The sequence below is a fragment of the Erysipelothrix sp. strain 2 (EsS2-7-Brazil) genome (assembly GCF_016617655.1).
GTDB lineage: Bacteria > Bacillota_I > Bacilli_A > Erysipelotrichales > Erysipelotrichaceae > Erysipelothrix > Erysipelothrix piscisicarius.
This window is the reverse complement of sequence record NZ_SCFT01000007.1, coordinates 1-19,950: the sequence shown is the minus strand read 5'-3', so window position 1 is coordinate 19,950 and position 19,950 is coordinate 1. Positions and strand designations below refer to the sequence as shown.

The 19,950-nt window shown below is 35.6% G+C and carries 16 protein-coding genes; 4 read left to right on the top strand and 12 right to left on the bottom strand.

The features are described from left to right. Positions 1 to 103: 103 nt before the first annotated feature. The gene (locus tag EPJ90_RS04495; protein WP_200542725.1) at positions 104 to 1,108 is read right to left on the bottom strand and encodes a sensor histidine kinase; all 1,005 of its coding nucleotides are present in this window, start codon (positions 1,106 to 1,108) and stop codon (positions 104 to 106) included. Continuing rightward, on the bottom strand, positions 1,098 to 1,772 hold the full coding sequence (locus tag EPJ90_RS04490; RefSeq protein ID WP_125164250.1) for a response regulator transcription factor: 675 nt from the start codon (positions 1,770 to 1,772) through the stop codon (positions 1,098 to 1,100). Before EPJ90_RS04490 ends, EPJ90_RS04495 begins: the two co-directional genes overlap by 11 nt. Positions 1,773 to 1,875: 103 nt before the next feature. Between EPJ90_RS04490 and EPJ90_RS04485 the strand changes: the two genes are divergently transcribed. Further along, a complete protein-coding gene (locus tag EPJ90_RS04485; RefSeq protein WP_200542724.1) occupies positions 1,876 to 2,667 on the top strand; it encodes a CorA family divalent cation transporter in 792 nt (263 codons plus the stop codon). Here the strand turns inward: EPJ90_RS04485 and EPJ90_RS04480 are convergent. Then, positions 2,664 to 3,251, bottom strand: coding sequence for a LexA family protein (locus EPJ90_RS04480; protein WP_200542723.1), 588 nt, complete (start codon positions 3,249 to 3,251; stop codon positions 2,664 to 2,666). The two genes, EPJ90_RS04485 and EPJ90_RS04480, sit on opposite strands and share 4 nt — an antisense overlap. A 124-nt stretch (positions 3,252 to 3,375) precedes the next feature. Here EPJ90_RS04480 and dinB point away from each other — a divergent pair, with 124 nt between their 5' ends. Further along, positions 3,376 to 4,596 carry a DNA polymerase IV gene (gene dinB, locus EPJ90_RS04475; RefSeq protein WP_200542722.1) on the top strand — a complete coding sequence of 407 codons (1,221 nt, stop codon included), beginning with the start codon at positions 3,376 to 3,378 and terminating at the stop codon, positions 4,594 to 4,596. A 34-nt stretch (positions 4,597 to 4,630) separates the two neighbouring features. Here dinB and EPJ90_RS04470 read toward each other — a convergent pair whose 3' ends face one another. Together EPJ90_RS04470 and EPJ90_RS04465 are read right to left on the bottom strand one after the other, a co-directional pair. Next, on the bottom strand, positions 4,631 to 5,968 hold the full coding sequence (locus tag EPJ90_RS04470) for a sensor histidine kinase (RefSeq protein ID WP_161637307.1): 1,338 nt from the start codon (positions 5,966 to 5,968) through the stop codon (positions 4,631 to 4,633). Between the two features lie 3 nt (positions 5,969 to 5,971). Further along, positions 5,972 to 6,700, bottom strand: a complete 729-nt coding sequence (locus EPJ90_RS04465) for a LytR/AlgR family response regulator transcription factor (RefSeq protein WP_161637306.1) — start codon at positions 6,698 to 6,700, stop codon at positions 5,972 to 5,974. Positions 6,701 to 6,916: 216 nt separating this feature from the next. On the opposite strand from EPJ90_RS04465, the gene EPJ90_RS04460 reads away from it, so the two are divergent. Then, positions 6,917 to 7,255 carry a hypothetical protein gene (locus tag EPJ90_RS04460; protein ID WP_164503766.1) on the top strand — a complete coding sequence of 113 codons (339 nt, stop codon included), beginning with the start codon at positions 6,917 to 6,919 and terminating at the stop codon, positions 7,253 to 7,255. A gap of 104 nt (positions 7,256 to 7,359) precedes the next feature. Here EPJ90_RS04460 and dcm read toward each other — a convergent pair whose 3' ends face one another. The 7 genes from dcm to EPJ90_RS04425 all read right to left on the bottom strand — a co-directional run bounded on the left by dcm (position 7,360) and on the right by EPJ90_RS04425 (position 17,317). Continuing rightward, on the bottom strand, positions 7,360 to 8,580 hold the full coding sequence (dcm, locus tag EPJ90_RS04455; protein WP_200542721.1) for a DNA (cytosine-5-)-methyltransferase: 1,221 nt from the start codon (positions 8,578 to 8,580) through the stop codon (positions 7,360 to 7,362). 18 nt (positions 8,581 to 8,598) lie between these two features. After that, positions 8,599 to 9,501, bottom strand: coding sequence for a PD-(D/E)XK motif protein (locus EPJ90_RS04450; RefSeq protein WP_200542720.1), 903 nt, complete (start codon positions 9,499 to 9,501; stop codon positions 8,599 to 8,601). Positions 9,502 to 9,514: 13 nt separating this feature from the next. Beyond that, positions 9,515 to 10,174 carry a hypothetical protein gene (locus EPJ90_RS04445; RefSeq protein WP_207106267.1) on the bottom strand — a complete coding sequence of 220 codons (660 nt, stop codon included), beginning with the start codon at positions 10,172 to 10,174 and terminating at the stop codon, positions 9,515 to 9,517. 15 nt (positions 10,175 to 10,189) lie between these two features. Further along, a complete protein-coding gene (locus tag EPJ90_RS04440; protein ID WP_200542718.1) occupies positions 10,190 to 11,137 on the bottom strand; it encodes a hypothetical protein in 948 nt (315 codons plus the stop codon). After that, the gene (locus EPJ90_RS04435) at positions 11,137 to 13,257 is read right to left on the bottom strand and encodes a hypothetical protein (RefSeq protein WP_200542717.1); all 2,121 of its coding nucleotides are present in this window, start codon (positions 13,255 to 13,257) and stop codon (positions 11,137 to 11,139) included. Before EPJ90_RS04435 ends, EPJ90_RS04440 begins: the two co-directional genes overlap by 1 nt. 9 nt (positions 13,258 to 13,266) lie before the next feature. Continuing rightward, the gene (locus EPJ90_RS04430) at positions 13,267 to 16,134 is read right to left on the bottom strand and encodes a Z1 domain-containing protein (RefSeq protein ID WP_200542716.1); all 2,868 of its coding nucleotides are present in this window, start codon (positions 16,132 to 16,134) and stop codon (positions 13,267 to 13,269) included. A 169-nt stretch (positions 16,135 to 16,303) separates the two neighbouring features. Beyond that, positions 16,304 to 17,317, bottom strand: a complete 1,014-nt coding sequence (locus EPJ90_RS04425) for an NAD(P)/FAD-dependent oxidoreductase (RefSeq protein WP_200542715.1) — start codon at positions 17,315 to 17,317, stop codon at positions 16,304 to 16,306. Between the two features lie 179 nt (positions 17,318 to 17,496). Between EPJ90_RS04425 and EPJ90_RS04420 the strand changes: the two genes are divergently transcribed. Continuing rightward, positions 17,497 to 19,815, top strand: coding sequence for an HAD-IC family P-type ATPase (locus EPJ90_RS04420; RefSeq protein WP_200542714.1), 2,319 nt, complete (start codon positions 17,497 to 17,499; stop codon positions 19,813 to 19,815). The last annotated feature ends 135 nt before the right edge of the window (positions 19,816 to 19,950 follow it).

Here is a 19,950-nt window from a genome sequence, read left to right as displayed (position 1 = left end):
ATTCTTGATGATTCTACCATTCATTATCATTACAGTTATATGACATTATTGTCACTTACTTTTATTATAGTGTATTTGAAATAAAAAAACCTCGTTCACGAGGTTACTTAAACATCATTTTTGATTTTGGAAAGACGAAATTAACACAGGTTCCTTCGTGACTCTCAATAGTTACATCTAAGTTCAACTTATTACTTAGCATTTTCACAAGATACAATCCCATTCCTGTCGCTTGTTTGTTTTGGCGTCCGCGCGCTCCGGTAAACCCACGTTCAAACACCCGTTCTAAGTCTTGCGTTGGGATTCCCGGTCCATTATCACAGATTTGAAGGGTAATGGCATGTTCTTGAATGGTCGTCGATACGAAAATATGACCGCCCCCTTCATCCACATACTTTAACGCATTGGATAGGACTTGTTTAATCATAAATTCAACCCATTTCGAATCGCTGTATACATGTTCTTCTGTCACCTGGATCTCGATTTGAATTTTACGCTGAATAAAGATGGGTGCAAGTTCTTTAACGACATTACGGATGTGTGTATTGAGATTAAGGGGCTGAATCATATAATCTTTTTCAAGTGAGCTTGACCGTGCATAAAAAAGAACTTGTTCCAGGTAATCTTCAACATGGTTCATTTCACGGATTATGAGATCCATTTCTGAATTGGAATTATTTGAAGCAATCAGCTTTGCCCCTGCTAAAGGTGTTTTCACTTCGTGAATCCATAACTCAATGTATTCTTTGTAATCTTCTTGACGCCGTTTATACTCATTCACTCGGTCTGCCATGGATTTGCTTAGATCTTCTACAACCTCAACCCAAAGCCTTGCATCCAAAAACTCCCCATCAGGGATCATTTCCGTAATCAAGTACTTTTGATCCAACCCTTCTAAATTCATCAGCAGTTCATCATAAAATCGCTTTCTACGGGAAAATTCAACCCCTAAAACCACAAGCAACACCAGTGCGAAGAGAAACATGATAATCCACACAATTTCATGCTGAATCCCCACAGCCAAAAGGAAGAATGAAACAACACCTTCTAAAATTCCAACGAGGATCATAAGATACGCTTTATCCATCAAAAAATCTCTAGTTTTCATGAATTGTATATCCCATACCACGTTTTGTCTCTATAAAATCCACAATTCCAATTTCTTCAAGTTTCTTACGCAAACGATTAATATTTACAGTCAATGTATTATCATCCACAAACCAATCCGTATTCCACAAGTATTGCATCAAATCTTGTCGTGAAACAATACTGCCTTTATTTGCAATAAGGAATGATAGAATGCGTAATTCATTTTTGGTAAGTTCTTGCTCTTGATTTTGATAACGCACCATTCCGCGCGGTATGTCTAACTCAACCCCTCTTAAAACAGTTACTGGGGTATCATTTTTTTCATAAGCACGTCGTAAAACGGATTGCAATCGCGCTAACAAAATTTGTAAATTATACGGTTTGGTAATAAAATCATCAGCCCCTAAATTCATGGACATCAGTTCATCCATGGTGCTGTTTCGACTGGTAACAACAATAAGCGGAACCTCACTTATTTTGCGAATTTCTTTCGCAAGATAATGTCCCTCAACTTCAGGAAGAGATAAATCCAGAAGCACACAATCCACATCTTCCTGCTTAAACGTATCCAAAACATTCGTAAAATCAGTAATGAGTGTGGTCTCATAGCCGTTCTTTTTTAAGAAACTACTGAGTTCATTACGAATTGTATCGTTATCTTCAATAATCATGATTTTATACATATGCGTCCTCCAATTAAATCTATTATACACTAAAGCAGTTTAAGGTTTTCTTAATTTCGTATTCTTCTCACGTGTTATAATACCTATACAAGGAGGATTTACGATGAATCTTATAATCTATCAAGATGCTCACATGCTTCAATTACCCGAATATATCCGTCAATCGTTATCCGATAAAGCGGAACTGGCTCATATCCGTCTTCTAAGTGGCAATTTCTATATCATTCTTAATTATCCAAGCTCACCAGAAAACATTCAACCCATTTGTATCGAACAAATGGGTACCGTTTATAATCTTTATTGTCATGAATCGATTTCTTTAACCGAAGACATTCAGCACGCTACCCTCACTGACCTTCTTTTACATACGCTTAAAAACTATGAAATGATGGTTCAAATCATCAACGCACAGCTTTCGGAGTATGAAGAAACCATGGAAAATTTGGTTACAAAAGCAAACATTAAAGCCCTCTTTAGTTTAAGTCGAAAGTTAATTCGTTATCAAACAGCTATTAATGCCATTGGTGATGTCGCGAATTATATTATGAAAGAAAAACCACATCCCCTCTGGCAATCTGAACGTTCTTCGGAATATACAAACATTCGTATCGAGGTGAATCAATTAGTTCAAAATATCGAAATGTATCAACAAATCATCAATTCGATTGTTGATGTGTCCGAATCGCTTTTTTCAAATCGATTGAATAAAATAATGCAGACCCTCACATCGATTACACTCGTATTGTCAGTCCCAACTTTTATTACCAGTTTTTACGGCATGAACATCGATCTCCCCTTCCAAGACCACCCTCATGCGCTCCTAATTGTATTTATGATTAGTTTTTTCTTAACCCTTGGGGTTGTCGTTTATTTACATAAGAAGGATTACTTCTAGAAATCAACACGCACATTTAGGACTTTCCCAATTACTTCAACCGGCAACATCATGACTTCTTCTGGGTTATAATAACGCGTTGGATAGTCCGGGTTTGTAGCCTCTAATATCATCAAATTATCTTTTAAAATAACACGTTTAACGGTCGCTTCATCGCCCTGTATTAACACAACGGCGATATCCCCCGATACAATTTCTCGTGTTTTTTTAACGTAAATAAGATCCCCGTCATAAATGCGTGATCCCGTCATGGAATCACCCACAACTTTCAAAAAATAATCGCCTTGATCATATTCACGTTTTGAAACTTCCTCATACCCGATTATATCTTGGTGCGCTAACAAATCGTACCCTGCCCTAACTACACCTAAAACCGGCTTAAAAAAATGATAATCTAAATAATCGGGAACGTTTATTTTAAATAAATGCGACAACCGTTCCTGCTTTTCTAATGAAATCTTTTTAATAACTCCCGTTTCCCAGCGTGAAACCGTCGACCGGCTCACACCCACCGCATCACCAACTTCTTCTAATGAGAGATTGTGGCGCGCTCTAAATATCGTAATCAGTTCTTGTAATGTCATGAAATCACCTCTTTTTTCTATTATACCCATTATGCAACCCCCATACAACAAAACTCCCAATGTTGCGTATTTCTATTGAAATACGCAACACAATACCCTATACTGAGATTATTGAGGTGACTTTATGAAGCAACGTTACATTCTTCATTGCGATATTGACTATTGCTTTGCGCAAATTGAAATAATAAAAAATCCATCCTTGGCGAATGTCCCCATGTGTGTTGGTGGCGATGAGTCCAAACGACATGGCATCGTCTTAGCACGTAATCCGTTGGCGAAAGCTAAGGGCGTTAAAACGGCAGAGACACTTAAAGATGCGCGACGCAAATGTCCAGGTCTCGTGATTGTTCCACCTTCCTATGAAGATTATCTTATGATAAGCAATCAGGTCAAAGACATCTATCGAACCTATACCGATAAAGTGGAATCTTTTGGGATTGATGAGGCATGGGTCGATATCTCCGATTCTATTCTATTATTTGGAAAGCCGGGAGATATCGCAACGGAAATCCAAAAGCGCATCAAAGCAGAAGTCGGCTTGACGGTGTCAATTGGAATGAGTTTTAATAAAATCTTTGCAAAGCTTGGTTCAGATTTCCAAAAACCCAATGGGCTAACCATCCTCATGGAGTCCCATATGAAGCAAATGATTTGGCCACTCCCTGTTCAAGAACTTCTATATGTTGGTCCCAGCACTCAAAAAAGTCTTAATCAGATTGGCATTCGAACCATTGGTGATCTGGCTTGTGCAAATGAGAACACTTTGCATACGCATCTTGGGAAGATGGGAAGCTTACTCAAAGCCTTTGCGAATGGTGAGGATTCATCAGAAGTTAACCCCTACAGTGATCCCGCCAAATCAATCGGTAATGGCATGACCACACCTCAAGATCTTGTGACCATTGACGAGGTCAAACGGGTATTGTTGGTCTTGGCTGAATCGGTTTCAAGTCGGTGTCGTAAAATTGAAAAGAAAGGCAGTGTCCTTCGCATCAGTATTCGTGATCACAAACTTGAAACCCTATCCAGACAAAAAAAGCTGAATCAACCCATCAATACGGTACAACAAATTGTTAATGAATCCCTCTTTTTAGTTGAGAAATATTGGGACCAAAACAAACCACTTCGCAGCATCACCATCACATTAAGTGACCTCGTCTCTACCTGCCAACCCATTCAGCTTTCACTTTTTGATGAACCCATAACCGAGCTTGATGAAACCCTCGACACGATACGAGAACGATTTGGTCACCATTCCATCAAACGTGCCAGCGTCCTTCTCCAAAAAGATCTTGACCAACGCAATCCCCAAAATAATGCATCCAGCTTTGGCCATAACCAATAAAAAAAACACTTCCTTCGAAGGAAGTGTTTTCTTTTTATGCTTCTGTTGTATGATCGCGAGGAAAATTCATCACAACTTTAAATACATCGCCATCGACCGACCAATTCGCTACTCCACCAAGTTGTTCAATGGTTTTACGAACAATCTTAAATCCAAGACCACGAGAACCTTTATCCGTGGTTTTTGTGCTCTCCAGATTCTCGTGATAATTGCCATCAAAACGATTTGAAATCATCACATCGATCCAATGATCCCGAAGCTTCGATTTAACCTTGATAAACCGTTGTTCTTCAGGAAGCATAAGCGTCGCCTCATGCGCATTTTTAAGCAGATTTGTAAAGATACGAACGACCTCCAGTTCTGTTAACGCAACCGTTTGATCCCAATAAAGCATACACTCAAAGGTTATGCCTTCATTATTACACGTATTCGCGAACTCCTGCATAATCGCATCCAACAAACTATCGTTTGAATAAGTTGGATGCGTAGTTAAGCCATCTGACATTTGTACACCCATCTCATCCAAAATATGAATCGCCGTCTCATAATCATTTTTCCTCAACAACGCATTAATGGTGGATAAGGTATTTTTATAATCGTGACGAAACTCTCGAAAAGACTGCGTATACACTTGATACGACTTATAATGCTTTACTTGCATATCCAATTGTTTTTGTAGGGCTACGGTTTGCTTTTCGTATTCCAAGGCTTCACATGATCGTACGGAGTTCGCCACAACAATTGCCGCAACCCCCATAACCACAACACATGTAAAAAGATACATCAACGTAAACCATTGATCATTGGCAGTATAGCGACTTCCAAACCCGACAATGGTCAAATAAAATCCCAAAGATAACTTTGTCACGGTCACAAATAAAACCTGATCCGTATTGCGAAACAACGCTTGAATTCGCGCTGTCGTAACAGAATAGCGTTGGAGCATAAGAAACAAAATAATGACAAAAATACATGTGGTTTGAAAACTGATCATATCACTCATCGATCCCGATGCAATAAGACGAATTGGGATTCCAGATAGAAGTGAATACATCCCAAATACAAAACCACGTACAGTATAGAAGTAAAAGACATGACGCACCGTCGCATACGCAGCCAACGTGCTTGATATTTTATATATAATCTTAAAACTAATAAACATAACTAAAAGCATAAAGAGATAGCTAATATAAGTTTCAAAAACAAATTGTCGTGAAAACAAAACCAACATAGAACTCATTACCATACAAATACCGAGTGAGATATTTCCGTAAGATCGCATTTCTGCATGATCTTTTAGAAAGTATACAGACAGATAGGTATAGAAATAGTAGGTAATCGTAGAGGTAATTGCGAGTATCAGGTACATCATGCGCTAATCCCAGTTTTTCTCTACAAAGTCATTAAAACTCTGCTTCACATCACTTTGGTAAGCTTTTCCAATCGGTAACTCTTCACCATTTTCAAGACGTAACGATTGATTTTTAAAGAGCACGATATGGTTTAAATTAACCAGGTACGAACGATGAACCCGAACAAAATTTCGATTCGCCAAACGTGTAGTGAGTCGATCCATCGTTTCATAAAAATCAAAATATTCATCTTTGTTGAAATGGACACGCATTACACGACGATATATTTCAAAGTGAGAAATATCTTTAAAGGGAATGCGACGAGACTCCGCCCCAAAATTACAATCAAAAAAATCTCCCGACCGTTTATCAATCTGTGTCAAAGCTTGTCCTAATACGGTACGAAAACGAGTATCATCGGTATCCTGCTTTATGAGATAATTGAATGAGCCCACATCAAAGGCATCAAAAACAAAATCAGATGACGAGGTTAGAAAAATAATTTGCGAATTATAACCCATCGCACGGATTTGCTTCGCAACCTCTACACCATTCAGTTCATCCATAAAAACATCCAGAAAGATTATATCTGGTTCTTCATAATGATCCGTTAATTCAAAAATTAAATCTTCACCACGAGAAAACGAGCTCAACTCCACCTCAACCCCTCGTGACATTGCATAACGCTTAATTAAGTAACGATACTTTTCGATAATAGCATTATCATCGTCACATAGGACAATACGTATCATACAAGAACCCCCTATTCATTTATAGTATTATATCATGTTGCGTGTAAAGAAACACAAATCGCCGAATATATAGTCCATATTCACCTTTATTTTATCTAATTTTCATAAAAGTTTTATGCTCACAATTTCCACCAAATTTGAACACACAGATTTCATAACCCCCATATTTAATTTTCATATTGGTATGGTATTCTTTCTCAAGAAAGGATGAGATCTATGAGGAAAGGCAATCAAATCACACTCCTGTTCTTATTGTTTGCAGTTTTAATTGGATGCCAGGCTACCCACCAAACACCCACACTCATCACGGACAAATCATCAATTAACCATCCATTTATCGTTACCTACGTTACCGGTAAATTTTCCGATTATGGATACTCCGTAAATCAAGATGAACAAATTAAAATCTACAAGGACAGCGACACACAGTGGACCTTTAGCCAAACAGCCCCTGACAACACCGAAAATATCATCACTGTCATGTGGGATGGACAATCTGAGATTGCGGAAACAATCTTTGTGCAAGTAGCGAATAAGGTGGTATTTAAACGATAATTGATGTTAACCATTGTAAACTATATATTAAAAGGACGGAAAACTTAATTCTCCGTCCTTTTAATATATAGTTTTTCGTTTCTAGATTATCCATTATTTTTAGTTTATAGTTTTTGAATTTCTAAGATTTGTTTAAAAATATCCTCGAGTACATTCACCACAATACTATTACCTGCAAGCTTATTCAATTTTTCAACACCATAAAATTCTCTAGATTTATTAAACATAAAATTATTATCAATTAAATTTTGATAGTCCATCTCATCAAATCCCATCAACATGAAGCATTCTCTCGGTGTCAGATATCTAAAAGGTGTATTTGTATTTAAACTTTTGGGTAATGAAATTACACCTGAATTCGGATGTCTATCCTGTTTAGTTGTTATGGTTCTTACATAACTTTGACAAACTTTTTGATTTTCCACCAATTTATCATTCGAACTTTCGATTTTTCTCCTAGAAATAGTATAGTTTGGGGTGCTTGATAATGCTTCTTTTCGGTAAGTGTCATCATTATAATCTGTTCTCAAAAATTTTTTTAGATGTTCCGGTTTGTGCTTAACATTTTCCAAATTATTATTTTTAAAATAATTTTCGACTTCTTTTTTGTAGTTTTCGTTTCCGTTATGCAAAACACTAATCATAAATGTTCGTTTTCTTTTTTGAGGTATTCCAAAATTATCCGCTGAAAGATCATATATTTGGTTGATATACCCCATTTTTTCTAAAAATGTCGTCCATTCTGTAAAATTCGAAACATGTCGCTTTGATCGAATATTTGTAACATTTTCCATAAGTAAAAATTTAGGTTTAGATTTTCCAATCTCATCATACTCTTTAATGATTCGTTCAACTTCCCACAACATACCCGATCGATTATTAGCATCCCGATCAATTCCTTTTGTATTTCCATGCCAAGAGCCCGACAATGACAAATCTTGACATGGAAATGAATAAGTAAGTAAATCAACATTGTCAGGTAAATTGATTGCTTGAACATCTGTAATACTTACTAGGTTTTTCGTTCTCTTAATTGCATAATCAATTCGCATTAAAGCTTCTAGTGGATATCTTTTTAAATTGCTTTTTTCAAGTGGTTCTTTTCCATTACCACTAATTGTATGAACCGATAATTTTTCAATTAGTTCTTCTTTTGTAACATCTTTATATTCGGATAAATCTTGTGGTCCATTATGAATGATATCGTATGCATAAATTGCATTTATATCCCATTCGATCGTAGCAACCACTTCATAATCTGCTCCAATATTACTAAGAGCTTTTGATTGACTACCAATTCCACTAAATGCCTCAATTACTTTCATTAAAAATCTTCCTCTCAACTACCATGTTTCATTTGGTATTCCCACTAAGTCAATAGTATACTCTATTTTTGTTATGTTGTCTGGTATCTTACCAGAAACAAATGAACTCGGTGTAATAGCCGGAAAATTTGCATCAACTAAATATCGTTTACCCTCAAGTTTATTATACTTAACTTTTCGATCTCTACTTCCTAATCCATATCCCAATTGATTAATTTTTTCCTCGTAGTGAGATCGATGTCCTCCGGCATTAACAATCAATTCTAATAAGTCATCTATCGAATTGCCCTTTGACGACTCCTCCAGTTTGCACATGTAGATATATAGTGTTTTATTTGACTGTAATTGAAATTGTCCACTAATCGTTACTGTTTCCGCATATTTAATTATCGTAGTTTTTACATCCAAACTCATAGTTTCTGTTTCTATGTCATGTGAATTCATTGAAGGACCCTGCCAGATGAGTTTTTTTTCTTTTGATTCCAGTAAATGTAAAACGCAATATAATTCTCCAATTACGTCATATACTTTTTTATTTTTGATTGAATTCCCTAGTAAATCTCTCCATTTTTTCCACCAATCAAATGGTTCTGTCTGTAATAATAATCTATTCTCTCTATTCTCTCCTAACTCTAAAAATTGAGCACAAATAATCGCAAATTCATTTCTCAAATGATTCAGTTCAGATGAAAGTATTAATAAATTTATTATTTCTCCACCACTAATTTGGAATTCGCTACTGAAAAGTCTCACATTACTAAACTGCTCATTAATTTCAATCTTATGCGTATTCAATATAGCAACCCCATAGTAATTTGACTCTCTAATAGTCCACGACTCTTCATCTGCTGATTTTATTTTTCTTAAACCTTGTGAAAATTGAGATGCAAAATTTTCTCGTATTTCATCAACTATTGTCATTTACTTTTCTCCTTTAACTTGCTTTATCAAAAAGCATATTAACGTATCCTTCGATACCACCTTCATACAAACTTGGTTCTATTGTTTGGATATATAAAGTGTTCAATGTCATAACTTTTCTAAATAACCCTTTTTGATTATTATCATCGCGATTACGATCATACGCTCTCATAATCTCTCTATACAAATTTACATCAAACCCTTTTTTTGATGTTCGGTCAACAAGTTGGAGAATTTCATCTGTAGTATTTCTTCTTAAAATCTTCGCGGTAAGCTCTACATCACCTTGCCAGCTTAAATGAATGTACCACCAAATAGTCCGTAACCAAAGACGATTTTTTGTTTTGTAGAATCTCACATCATTATCGTATCCCCATCGCATTGCAACTATATTTGGAATAACTCTCACTTGTAAATCAATCCAAATTTCTTCGTCAGATGCTTCTCTTAATGACATTCCATTTTCAATCTTTAGAATCTCATACAAATATAATCCAAACTGAAGATCTTTCGTATATTCTTTCTCGGATGGAATCGACAAATAATATTCGGTTAAAGTTTTTCTAAGTTCCCCATATTTTTCATCGAGACTAGGCATTTGGACATCACCATACAATTTCCATTTTTCCATTTCATTTTTCGCTTCTGATTTATTCATTTTTTCAAATATCATTTCAAGGCCCCTTTTTTATCTATCAAATGGCAAACGTTGTCGAACTTCGCTAGAAAGAACATCTAAATCATCATAGTTTTTTAATCCAAATGTTTGAATAAAATAATTTGCCACGTGAGCAACACTACCAATCTCAAAATTACCATTTGATTTTAAACAATTTGCATATGCTGATTGAGATATTTTAGTAATAATAATACAAATGCTACTTGCTACAATATCATTGATTAAAAATTGATCGAATTTTTTACTATTTCGGTCTATATATTTATATCCAGGATGATTTTGATTTAACCTTATTGCTACACTACGACTGAATGATTCAGTAACTGGATCATCCCACTGACAATCCACCTGCCACAAAGGTCCATTTGGATTAGATACGATATAAATTGGAAATTCAGAACCATCTCCATCCAGTACTATTTTTACCTCGGTAAATCCTCCTAAAATGGAACCGATATTATTTTGCAAATAGCCGCTACGTTCATCAATTTGCCTCGATGCTTTCTCGATATAGAGAAACGGTTGGAAAACTATGTCTCCTCGAAGCTGTCCGACTTCAAAATTGATTTCTGTTTGATATTCTTTGTGATTGTTGTCAAAGTAGTCCATTGTTCCCACTCGAACTATTCCTCTTTGCATAGATTCACGAGAGTACCATTGTATTGCAAGACCGATACTTGCCCCACTATTGGCAATTCCATTTTTGTTGAATAATGGTCTAGAATTACTTATTTCCATCTTCAAAACAACGGAAAGAGACTGACTATTTATGTCCCAAAATGAGTTTTCATCCTTCAGAATAATCAAATTATCACTGATTGAATCTTCACTAATTTCTATTATCTTTTTGTCATACTGTGTTCGTGCATAAAATTTTATCTCAGAAAAATCATATCCAATAAGATTTATATGATTCTCATTTAGCATCGGGTAGGTTGAAAATACATTTTTTACCACTATTTATCCCCTCCTGCCTCAATACACATAAATTGTAGTGTCGGAACAATATTATAGTCAAATGTTTGAATTAGAATCGAACCTCTAATCTGTATACGACTCGGTATAGATGCCTCTAAAAACAATCCATAAGATATGTCGTATTCTGATACAATTTCGGATACTCTATAGCGATCAGATCTAAGCCTATGAAAACCTTTGGCTGCGAGTATTTCTTCTTCCCTATTTATCTTAGAATCTTTATATATCATTTCCGCATCTAGAATTTCTAGAGGAAATTTCCCATTGGTTATTGTTTCAAATTCTGACGCCTCCAAAATACCGCCTTCTTTGATCGTGGCAATTTTGACCGTAAATCCTACAACAGTTTTTAAAGTATCAATTTCAAAAGGAATTCTAATACCATCCTCACAATACTGAATAGCATTTTCAATAATATTGAACTGCGGATTTCTTTTTCTTGATTTCACTGGATTTGTAACTTTAATCGTTTTCTTCTTTGGAGCACTTGCCTTTTTCCCGAACATACTTGATGGTAATAGTTTTTCTCCGAATTGCTTACTGAAGACGGAGTTTCTATCTTCAATAATAGATACGCTCTCACTATTTAAGATTTTTCCGATTTTTTTTGAAACGTGACTTTTTATTTTACGAGAAATTTCAGGACTAATGCTACCATAACTTTTATCTCCCCAAGATGTGTGATCTGCTTCTTCACTCATGCGAACATATTCTTCCAAACTGCTAGGTAACCCCTGATTAATATATTCTTGTCGAAACTTATTTTTTGAGTTTAAAACAAAATAACCGATTATATATTCATCTTCGTGAGTAGGATCGATTTTTCTAACCCAATCACCACTCGTTTCATAGGACACTATCATACCTGGTTTTCTAGTGTACATAATCATCGGTGAATTTAACGGAGCATCTTCATTTACTGTATTTGTTAATAGATACATATTGGGATTATTGTCTGGAATTCCTTGACCCAAATCTCGGCCCGAAACCTTAACGAACGCAACCGTTCCACAAACTGGGTCAATCAAATAATGATTTACTTTTATTTCTTCTTTGTAGTACTCTATTTGATTAGAGAATTTTAATCTCGGATTATTTATACTCGATGCATAATTATATAGATCTCGCTGAATTAGGAAAAACGGAAGCATTAATTCATCAACTAACATGCAACCATTTACAGAGGCTTCCAAATAGCAACCATCATATTGTTCATTATTAAGTCTGGAAGCATACCAACGTTGTATCGAAATTTCTAAATACTCTTCAATACTACTCGTCCAATACGGTAAATTACGAGGTTTTCTCGCTACCTCACTTGTAATCTCTGAATTCATTCCCTGTAAATTTTGTGTAAGAAGATTTTTGGGTTCAATAAAAGGAATAATGATAGCTGTACCGGTTTCGTCATTTATATAAGGATCAATATCAAATATTTTGAGAAATTCATGTATTTCATTCTGATTCGTTATTGGGACAGTAGTGTTTTCAGATATTTCCTTTCCCCACCATGCAATTCCAAGGCGTTTACTTTCCTTATAACTAGGAATAATACTGGAAGGTGAGGTTTCATCTTCTACCATATTAATAGCTAATCTTTCTTCGTATTCACCATTTCGCGCTTTAATCCGACTATAATAGATTACCAAACCAATTCCTAGTCTATAATAGGTAGTTTTCCCTAATCCCCAAGATCCTCCAGCACCTTCTTTATTTTGTGCCTTCATAATGTCATAGACTAGAGATATTAAGTTTCCTTCGTCCATCCCATCTGTAAGTTCGCTTTGCGACATAGGACCTGTTAGACCTTCGGTATTGTAATCTCTAACTGACAAAAACTTCTTTGTCGTAAACCCAAATCGTTCATTTAACGCTTTCTCAATTCCTTCTAAATGTTTTGATAATGAATTCGTTACAAAATCGCCGACTGTAAAATCTACATGTACTGATTTTTTATTTCCACTCCGTGCATCTAGACTATTTTGAATTGATTCTCGAACAAGTAAATCTATCCATGGCATGCTATCGTTTTGTATGATTCTTAAAAGAGCCTCTCCGGTAAGTGTGTTTCTTCCCGAACTTTCAATTTCGATTTTCATTATTTCCCCCTAATCGATATCGTCGATTGTTCCCTTATTATTTATTTTACTCAAATCAATTCTTATAGACTTAACATAATTTTGATTCCTCTCGCCTCCTGGAATTGTAACTACAACACCAATTAGGTCTCCTTTAGCTTTTAGATCACTCCTTAGCGCATTAGACTTCCCTTTAGAGTCTTGATCAATGCAATAGAATGTTAATTGCGGTGTTTTATTTAAACCAAAACGGTTTCTGTGCGATATTTTTGGATTTTTGATCATTTCTTTCTTCAGTTGTTCATCTTCAATTTGATTATATTGATCAATTCTTATATCACTAATTAAGTCTTTCGGTCCCCGAAGTACCCCAATGTCAATAAACTCAGACTCATTTTCATTACTTTTTTTACGAGATCGGCTAACCTTTGCAACAGATAATCCATTGCCAAAATCAAATTTTGAGGAGCTATCATTTGATAATCCTGCAAATACAATATTCCAATTCCCTAGATTTCCATCTTCTGTGTTTATTTTTATCCAATCTTGTAGAACATTTATTCTATTAAAAACTCGTGAACGATTACTGAATAAGAAATTATCAAAAAAACTATTCGAAATCAATTCGAAATCAACATCTTCCCACACAATGTTCGAGTGGTTAAACATAAACATTTCCGTAGCTGTTGGTTCTCCAAGCGATTTAATAAAATTAACTGTGGTTTCTAAATTGGACTGAATAATCTCAAGATCGTTATCAAATAGAACTGTTTGATTCATCACTCCAGTAAAGTCTACTTCATCCTCAACAGCACGTTGCATTTTATTTTTAGATGTAATACGCATAAATGACAATGATGGTGAGCTTTTTATTCGTATTCCAACTTCTTCCGGAAGTTGTCCTAATACTTCCATGTTGTAAATTTCATTTCTAAGCTCCAAATCAAGCTCCGATAGGAATTTAAACTTTTCAACTGCATTAATGGACATGTAAATTCTTGGATACAATTCATATCCTCTACGATATCCGAACCAACGCCCCATTTGCATTAGAGTATCTCCTTGGTTAGTCGTTCTTAAAAAATATGAACAAACTAGCCCTTCCAATGTCAAACCACGAGCAAGAGTATTCCCCCCTATTACAATAAATAACGGTGCTTTTTTAAGTTTATGCTTTTTGGACGGATATTCTAATCTCATATAATCATCTTCATCAGCGGTAGATTGTGACTTACTATTATCTACACACAAGTGGATACCATCTATGTAAGATAGGTCATTTGCTTCGCTCTCATCAATTTGAATACGTCCCATACCATTTTCTACAACATATTTTAATTCAGGTAATAGTTCCTCAAATAATGGATAATCGTGTAAAGCATTAATTTCAACACCATAAGTAGGATAAGCGCTCCTAAATTTTTCTAATGTAAATCGATTTATTTCGGTTTCCCAAAGAACCCGTGCTTTATCGATTATATTATCTTTATTTTTAATGAACCATTTTTCTATAGCTCTCTCGATTTGGTTATGATGGTCAACTTTAAAACTGCTATGAATAAGCATGGTCAGTGGTTTTTTATGATTTTGTGTTCGCAAAGCGGCACTACTCAATATGAACCATAGTATTGCTTGTTCAAGACCTTGAGGAATATCTCGATTCTCTCCTTTATGAACTAAAGCGAGTTCGTCAATTTCTCTCGAATTAATATCTTCAAGTTTTCTAACAATATCTAATCCTTCGAGATTTAGTTCTTCAGATAATGATTCCTCAACACCAAAAATTTGTTGAGGACCAAAATATAAATTTGATTGCGGAAGTGTATAGATGAAATTCTTTGGATAAAGAGTATGATCTCCAATTTCATTCAGTACATTTGCATATGGTGTAGCTGTATACCCAATGTAATTCATTGCGTGAAAAACCCCTTTTGCTTCTTTATCATTCTTATTTCTATTATGAACAAGATTATTAATAAGTCTTGCGATGGTTTTTCGTTCATCAGTATTTACATCCGCAGTATTCACTCCCGCTTGATCTGATTCATCGTCAATTATTAATATTTTCATGTTTCCTTTTGGATTTGCATCTAAATGAAGCCATTCAAGTAAATTTTCTAGTCTTTTTTTATTTTTTAGTACTACCGTAAAATAAGCCATTTCCGGCTTTGAAAATTGCAAATTTGACGCCTTATCGCGATCCTCAGAATGCTTCGATAGATGACCTAATTCTTGCCATATCTTATTACCTGGGTGATTTAAATCATTTAAAAGCCTTTTTTGAGTTTGGACCCGTAAATTGTCAATCGTCCCTGAAAGAACGATAAACATGTTATATCCATAATCTGCAGCCATAGCCATTAAACCAGCCATATTTGCTGTTTTACCAGACTGAACATTACCAATCACAAGCCCCTTAGTCGGTAAGGTATCTCTAGTATCATTTGATATTTGCTTCAGAATTCTTTCACAAGATACTTCAATTGAACTTATTGCTTTATCGTCGAAACCGTTTGCTTTCTTTAAATGTTCTTTATATAACACCCAAGATGATTTCCGACTTTTAGGAATGATTATATCATTTTCTTGATTATCTCCAACAATCATTGATGCTTTGGTTATATCTGTAATTTCTAAGCTGTCAATTTCCGCTTCTTTTTGAAGTAAAACTAAATCAGACCATTCTACTTCATTGAATGGCGCCTCTAATCCCATAGAATTATAATATTGTAAAAATTCTTCTACTGAATTTGACAGACCAAATTTCCCCTCTAAAATCTCATCCCATGAATGACCTTCTTTTCGTTTATTTACAATTACAACGCGTAGATTATCATATCGCGGTGTTGAATATCTATTCCCCATAATTATCCTCACTTTATTAATTATTTTTAACATCTATAACTATTATTATATATGAGCTAGTAGTTCATCTCAATGAATAAACAGTAAAAATGCAAACGTTTTCAACATAATCATTAAAACGTTTACATTTAAAGTCTTATTTATTTTTAAATTAGAATGTATTAAGAATATTCGAGCAATAATTATAATCTGATATTTAATTTCACTTTATATTCTCGCTTATTATTTTCCCGATAATTATCCCCGTAGTCAATCCCGAGGATCCCAATCCACTTGCTTGATATACACCCGGTTCACCCTCTACTTCCCCGTAGAAAGGACTAAAATCCGAACTCACTGCGCGTGTTCCTACGCGTACGTGATCAATTTCAAGTCTATCTATTTCTGGAAAGTGTTTCTTCGACTCATTTTTGAGATATTCACTTGAATTCGGATCAATATCTAGATTAAATCCTTTTTCATTTTCATGGGTTGCACCAATGACTAATTGTCCTTGATTTCCATAAAGAAAGTCAATTTCTCCCTGTGGCATAAATACGGGATAGTTATGATTGGGTTCGAGGATATTCTTGAATTCTATAAGTTGTCCTTTTTGCGGTTTCACACTGAGTTCCTTATTTGGAAATTGTTCTTGTAACCAAGCCCCACAAGCAAGGATAACTGCATCATAAGCTTGACCATCAACGATAAGTCGATCTTCTTGACGTGACCAATAGACGCGTTTATTGATTACCGTTAAACTCTCAGCTTCTTTCTGTAATGTCTCGATCAGTTTTAAGCCATCGACCTGTGCTCCACCTGAAACATAAAGTGCTCGATCACATTGAATAAAGGGCGGTAACTTTTCTTGCAGTGCTTCGCCTTCTAAAATTTCCACTTCCCCCATCTCAGGTGCGTCGATGCGACGTTGTAATGCAATGTTATAGAGCTTATCTAATAATTTATCATGTGTTATAAGTGCGCCACTTTGACGATAATAGGATGTATCATTGAGGTCTTTATTTAATCTTTGATAGAATGCTGCCCCTTCACGTGCAAGTTGATACCATTCCTGGTTGCGACGTTGGCTAACCCAAGGACAAATAATCCCTACTGCTGCTTTGGTTGCTTGGCCCGTTGGGTCATCATATAGGGTAACGTGGTTTCCATGTTTACTTAAATAATAGGCAGCTGTAGAACCTACAATGCCACCACCAATAATTGCGATTTTTTTCATCTTTTATCCCCTCCATAGCTCTTATACTAGTGTATCAAAATATCCCGGTTATGTAACAAAATTGTAACTTTCGTCATAAGTTCAAAATTATGATGTATACTTTGTACTATAACACTAGTATAGTGTTGATTTTTCTTTCGAATAAATTTATAGTTATAAATAGATTACGGAGTATCGCTATGCAAAATAAAAAAGGTCTAACGACACAGCAAGTAAAACAACTAACTCTGGAAGGTAAGATTAACCGCCTTCCCAAACCCGAAATTAAAACAAATGCGCAAATCATTTTAAGTAATGTATTTACGCTTTTTAACTTATATAACATTATTATCGCATCCGCACTTGTATATGTAAAAGCATGGACGAGTTTATTTTTTATGGGTGTTATTATTTCCAATACATTTATGTTTATTTTCCAGGAAATACGATCACGAAATTTAATCAGTAAACTCAATATTATTATCTCTCCAAAAACAACAGTTATTCGTGATGGTAAACGCCTTGAACTGGATAACGAAGAAATTGTCCTTGGTGATTTAGTCTATTATGAAGCTGGAAATCAAATTAGTGCTGATGCACGAATTGTGGATGGAGCAGTGGAAGTCAATGAATCCCTTCTTACTGGCGAGGTTGATCCAGTAGATAAATCAATTGATGCGGAAATTCTATCGGGAAGTTTTATTGTTAGTGGTGCATGTTATGCAGAGATTATCCATGTTGGAAAAGATAACTATGCAATCAAAGTAACTTCTGCGGTCAAAACAAATCGTGTTATTTCGTCAGAACTTCTCAAAACATTTAAAACTGTTACAAAAATTACAAGTTTCTTTATCATTCCCATTGGTGCCATTTTACTATACCAAGGGCTTATACTTCGAGGACAAGCTTTTGATTCAGTTATCGTTAATACCGCAACGGCCCTCTTAGGCATGCTACCACAAGGTTTAGTTCTACTCACTACCTTAGTCCTTATTGGAGCCGTCTTAAAACTTGGTTCTAAGAAAACTCTTGTACAAGATTTATACGCAATTGAAACGTTGTCGCAATCCAGTGTCTTATGTTTGGATAAAACAGGAACTTTAACTCATGGCGTAATGAAAGTAATTCATGTAGAAACTCTTGATGAAATCCTTTATGAATACATGAGTTCATATATTGAAAATTCAAACGATAACAATGCTACATCTGCAGCAATTAAGGATTATTTTGAAGTCATTCCGACACAGCTTCAAGCGGTAGAGCAAATCCCGTTCTCATCAGCGCGCAAGTGGGCAGGGATGAATTTCTCAAACAATCATGCAGTCTTAGTTGGTGCTCCTGATATTTTACTACCAGGAACACGGATTCCCGAAAAAGTAGAGTCCTTGCGACGGGATGGTGCGCGCATTCTCTTGATTTGTGAATCACTTTCACCCATTCATAAAGACAGTTCGCTTAAGGGAATCTTACCGCTCGCTTACATTGCTTTAGAAGATCCAATTCGAGATGACGCATACGATGCCATCCAGTTCTTCCGTGAAAATGATGTTACAGCGAAAGTTATCTCAGGTGATAACGTAGAAACCGTTGCCGCGATTGCTCGCAAAGCGGGCATCGAAAACTATCAAACTGTGGTGGACGCACAATCTCTTAAAACTGAGGAAGACTTAACGGAAGCCATTCTTAATTGCAATGTTATTGGTCGAGCAACGCCAAATCAAAAACTGGATTTTGTACGGATTCTTCAAGAACATGGGGAGAAAGTTGCGATGACTGGTGATGGTATTAACGATGTTCTTGCACTTAAGAACTCTGATTGTTCGATCGCTATGGGAGAAGGTAGCGATGCAGCCTTGCATATCTCACAAATCGTTGTAATGGACGGACAACTTTCCACACTTGTAGATGTTGTGAAGGAAGGACGTATGGTGATCAATAACATCACCCGTTCCGCGTCCATGTATTACCTACGGACAATTCTAACCATATTTATTGCGATTACCGCAGTTGTTATGAATGTTCCCTTTCCGTTTATTCCGTTCCAAATTACTTTAACCAATATGTTTATTGATGGATTCCCTTCGTTTATGTTGTTGTTTCAGCCAAGTTATGAACGCCCTAAAGAACGAATCCTCAATCATGTCTTACGTCATGCATTCCCAAATGCAATGACCATTATCCTTTTATGGCTCTTCCTCAATATTTGGGGAACTCACTTTGGATTAACAACAGAAGTTGTTCAAACGATGATGTACTTTATTAACGGTTATGTCTCCATCGGTATGATCTACCGTATCTATAAGCCACTCAACCTATACCGAACCATCGTTCTTATTATCAATGTCATTGGTTTTGGGCTTGCAACCAAACTCTTCTGGCCACTCTTGGAACTACAACCACTCAGTCCAGAACATGCACAGTTTACAGCAATCTTGCTAATTGTTGCCATTCCAATTGTAATCATCATTCATAAACTAGCGCTAATGTATATCGATTACACCAATAATAAAAACAACTAAATACAAACGGAACTGACCTAGTTCAGTGGGACTAAAGAAAAAAAACCTCTTGTATGAGAATTATTGTAAAATAGTTCAATATAGGAGGTTTTTATATGGGAACACGAACTATGCATAGCTATGAGACAAAGATGA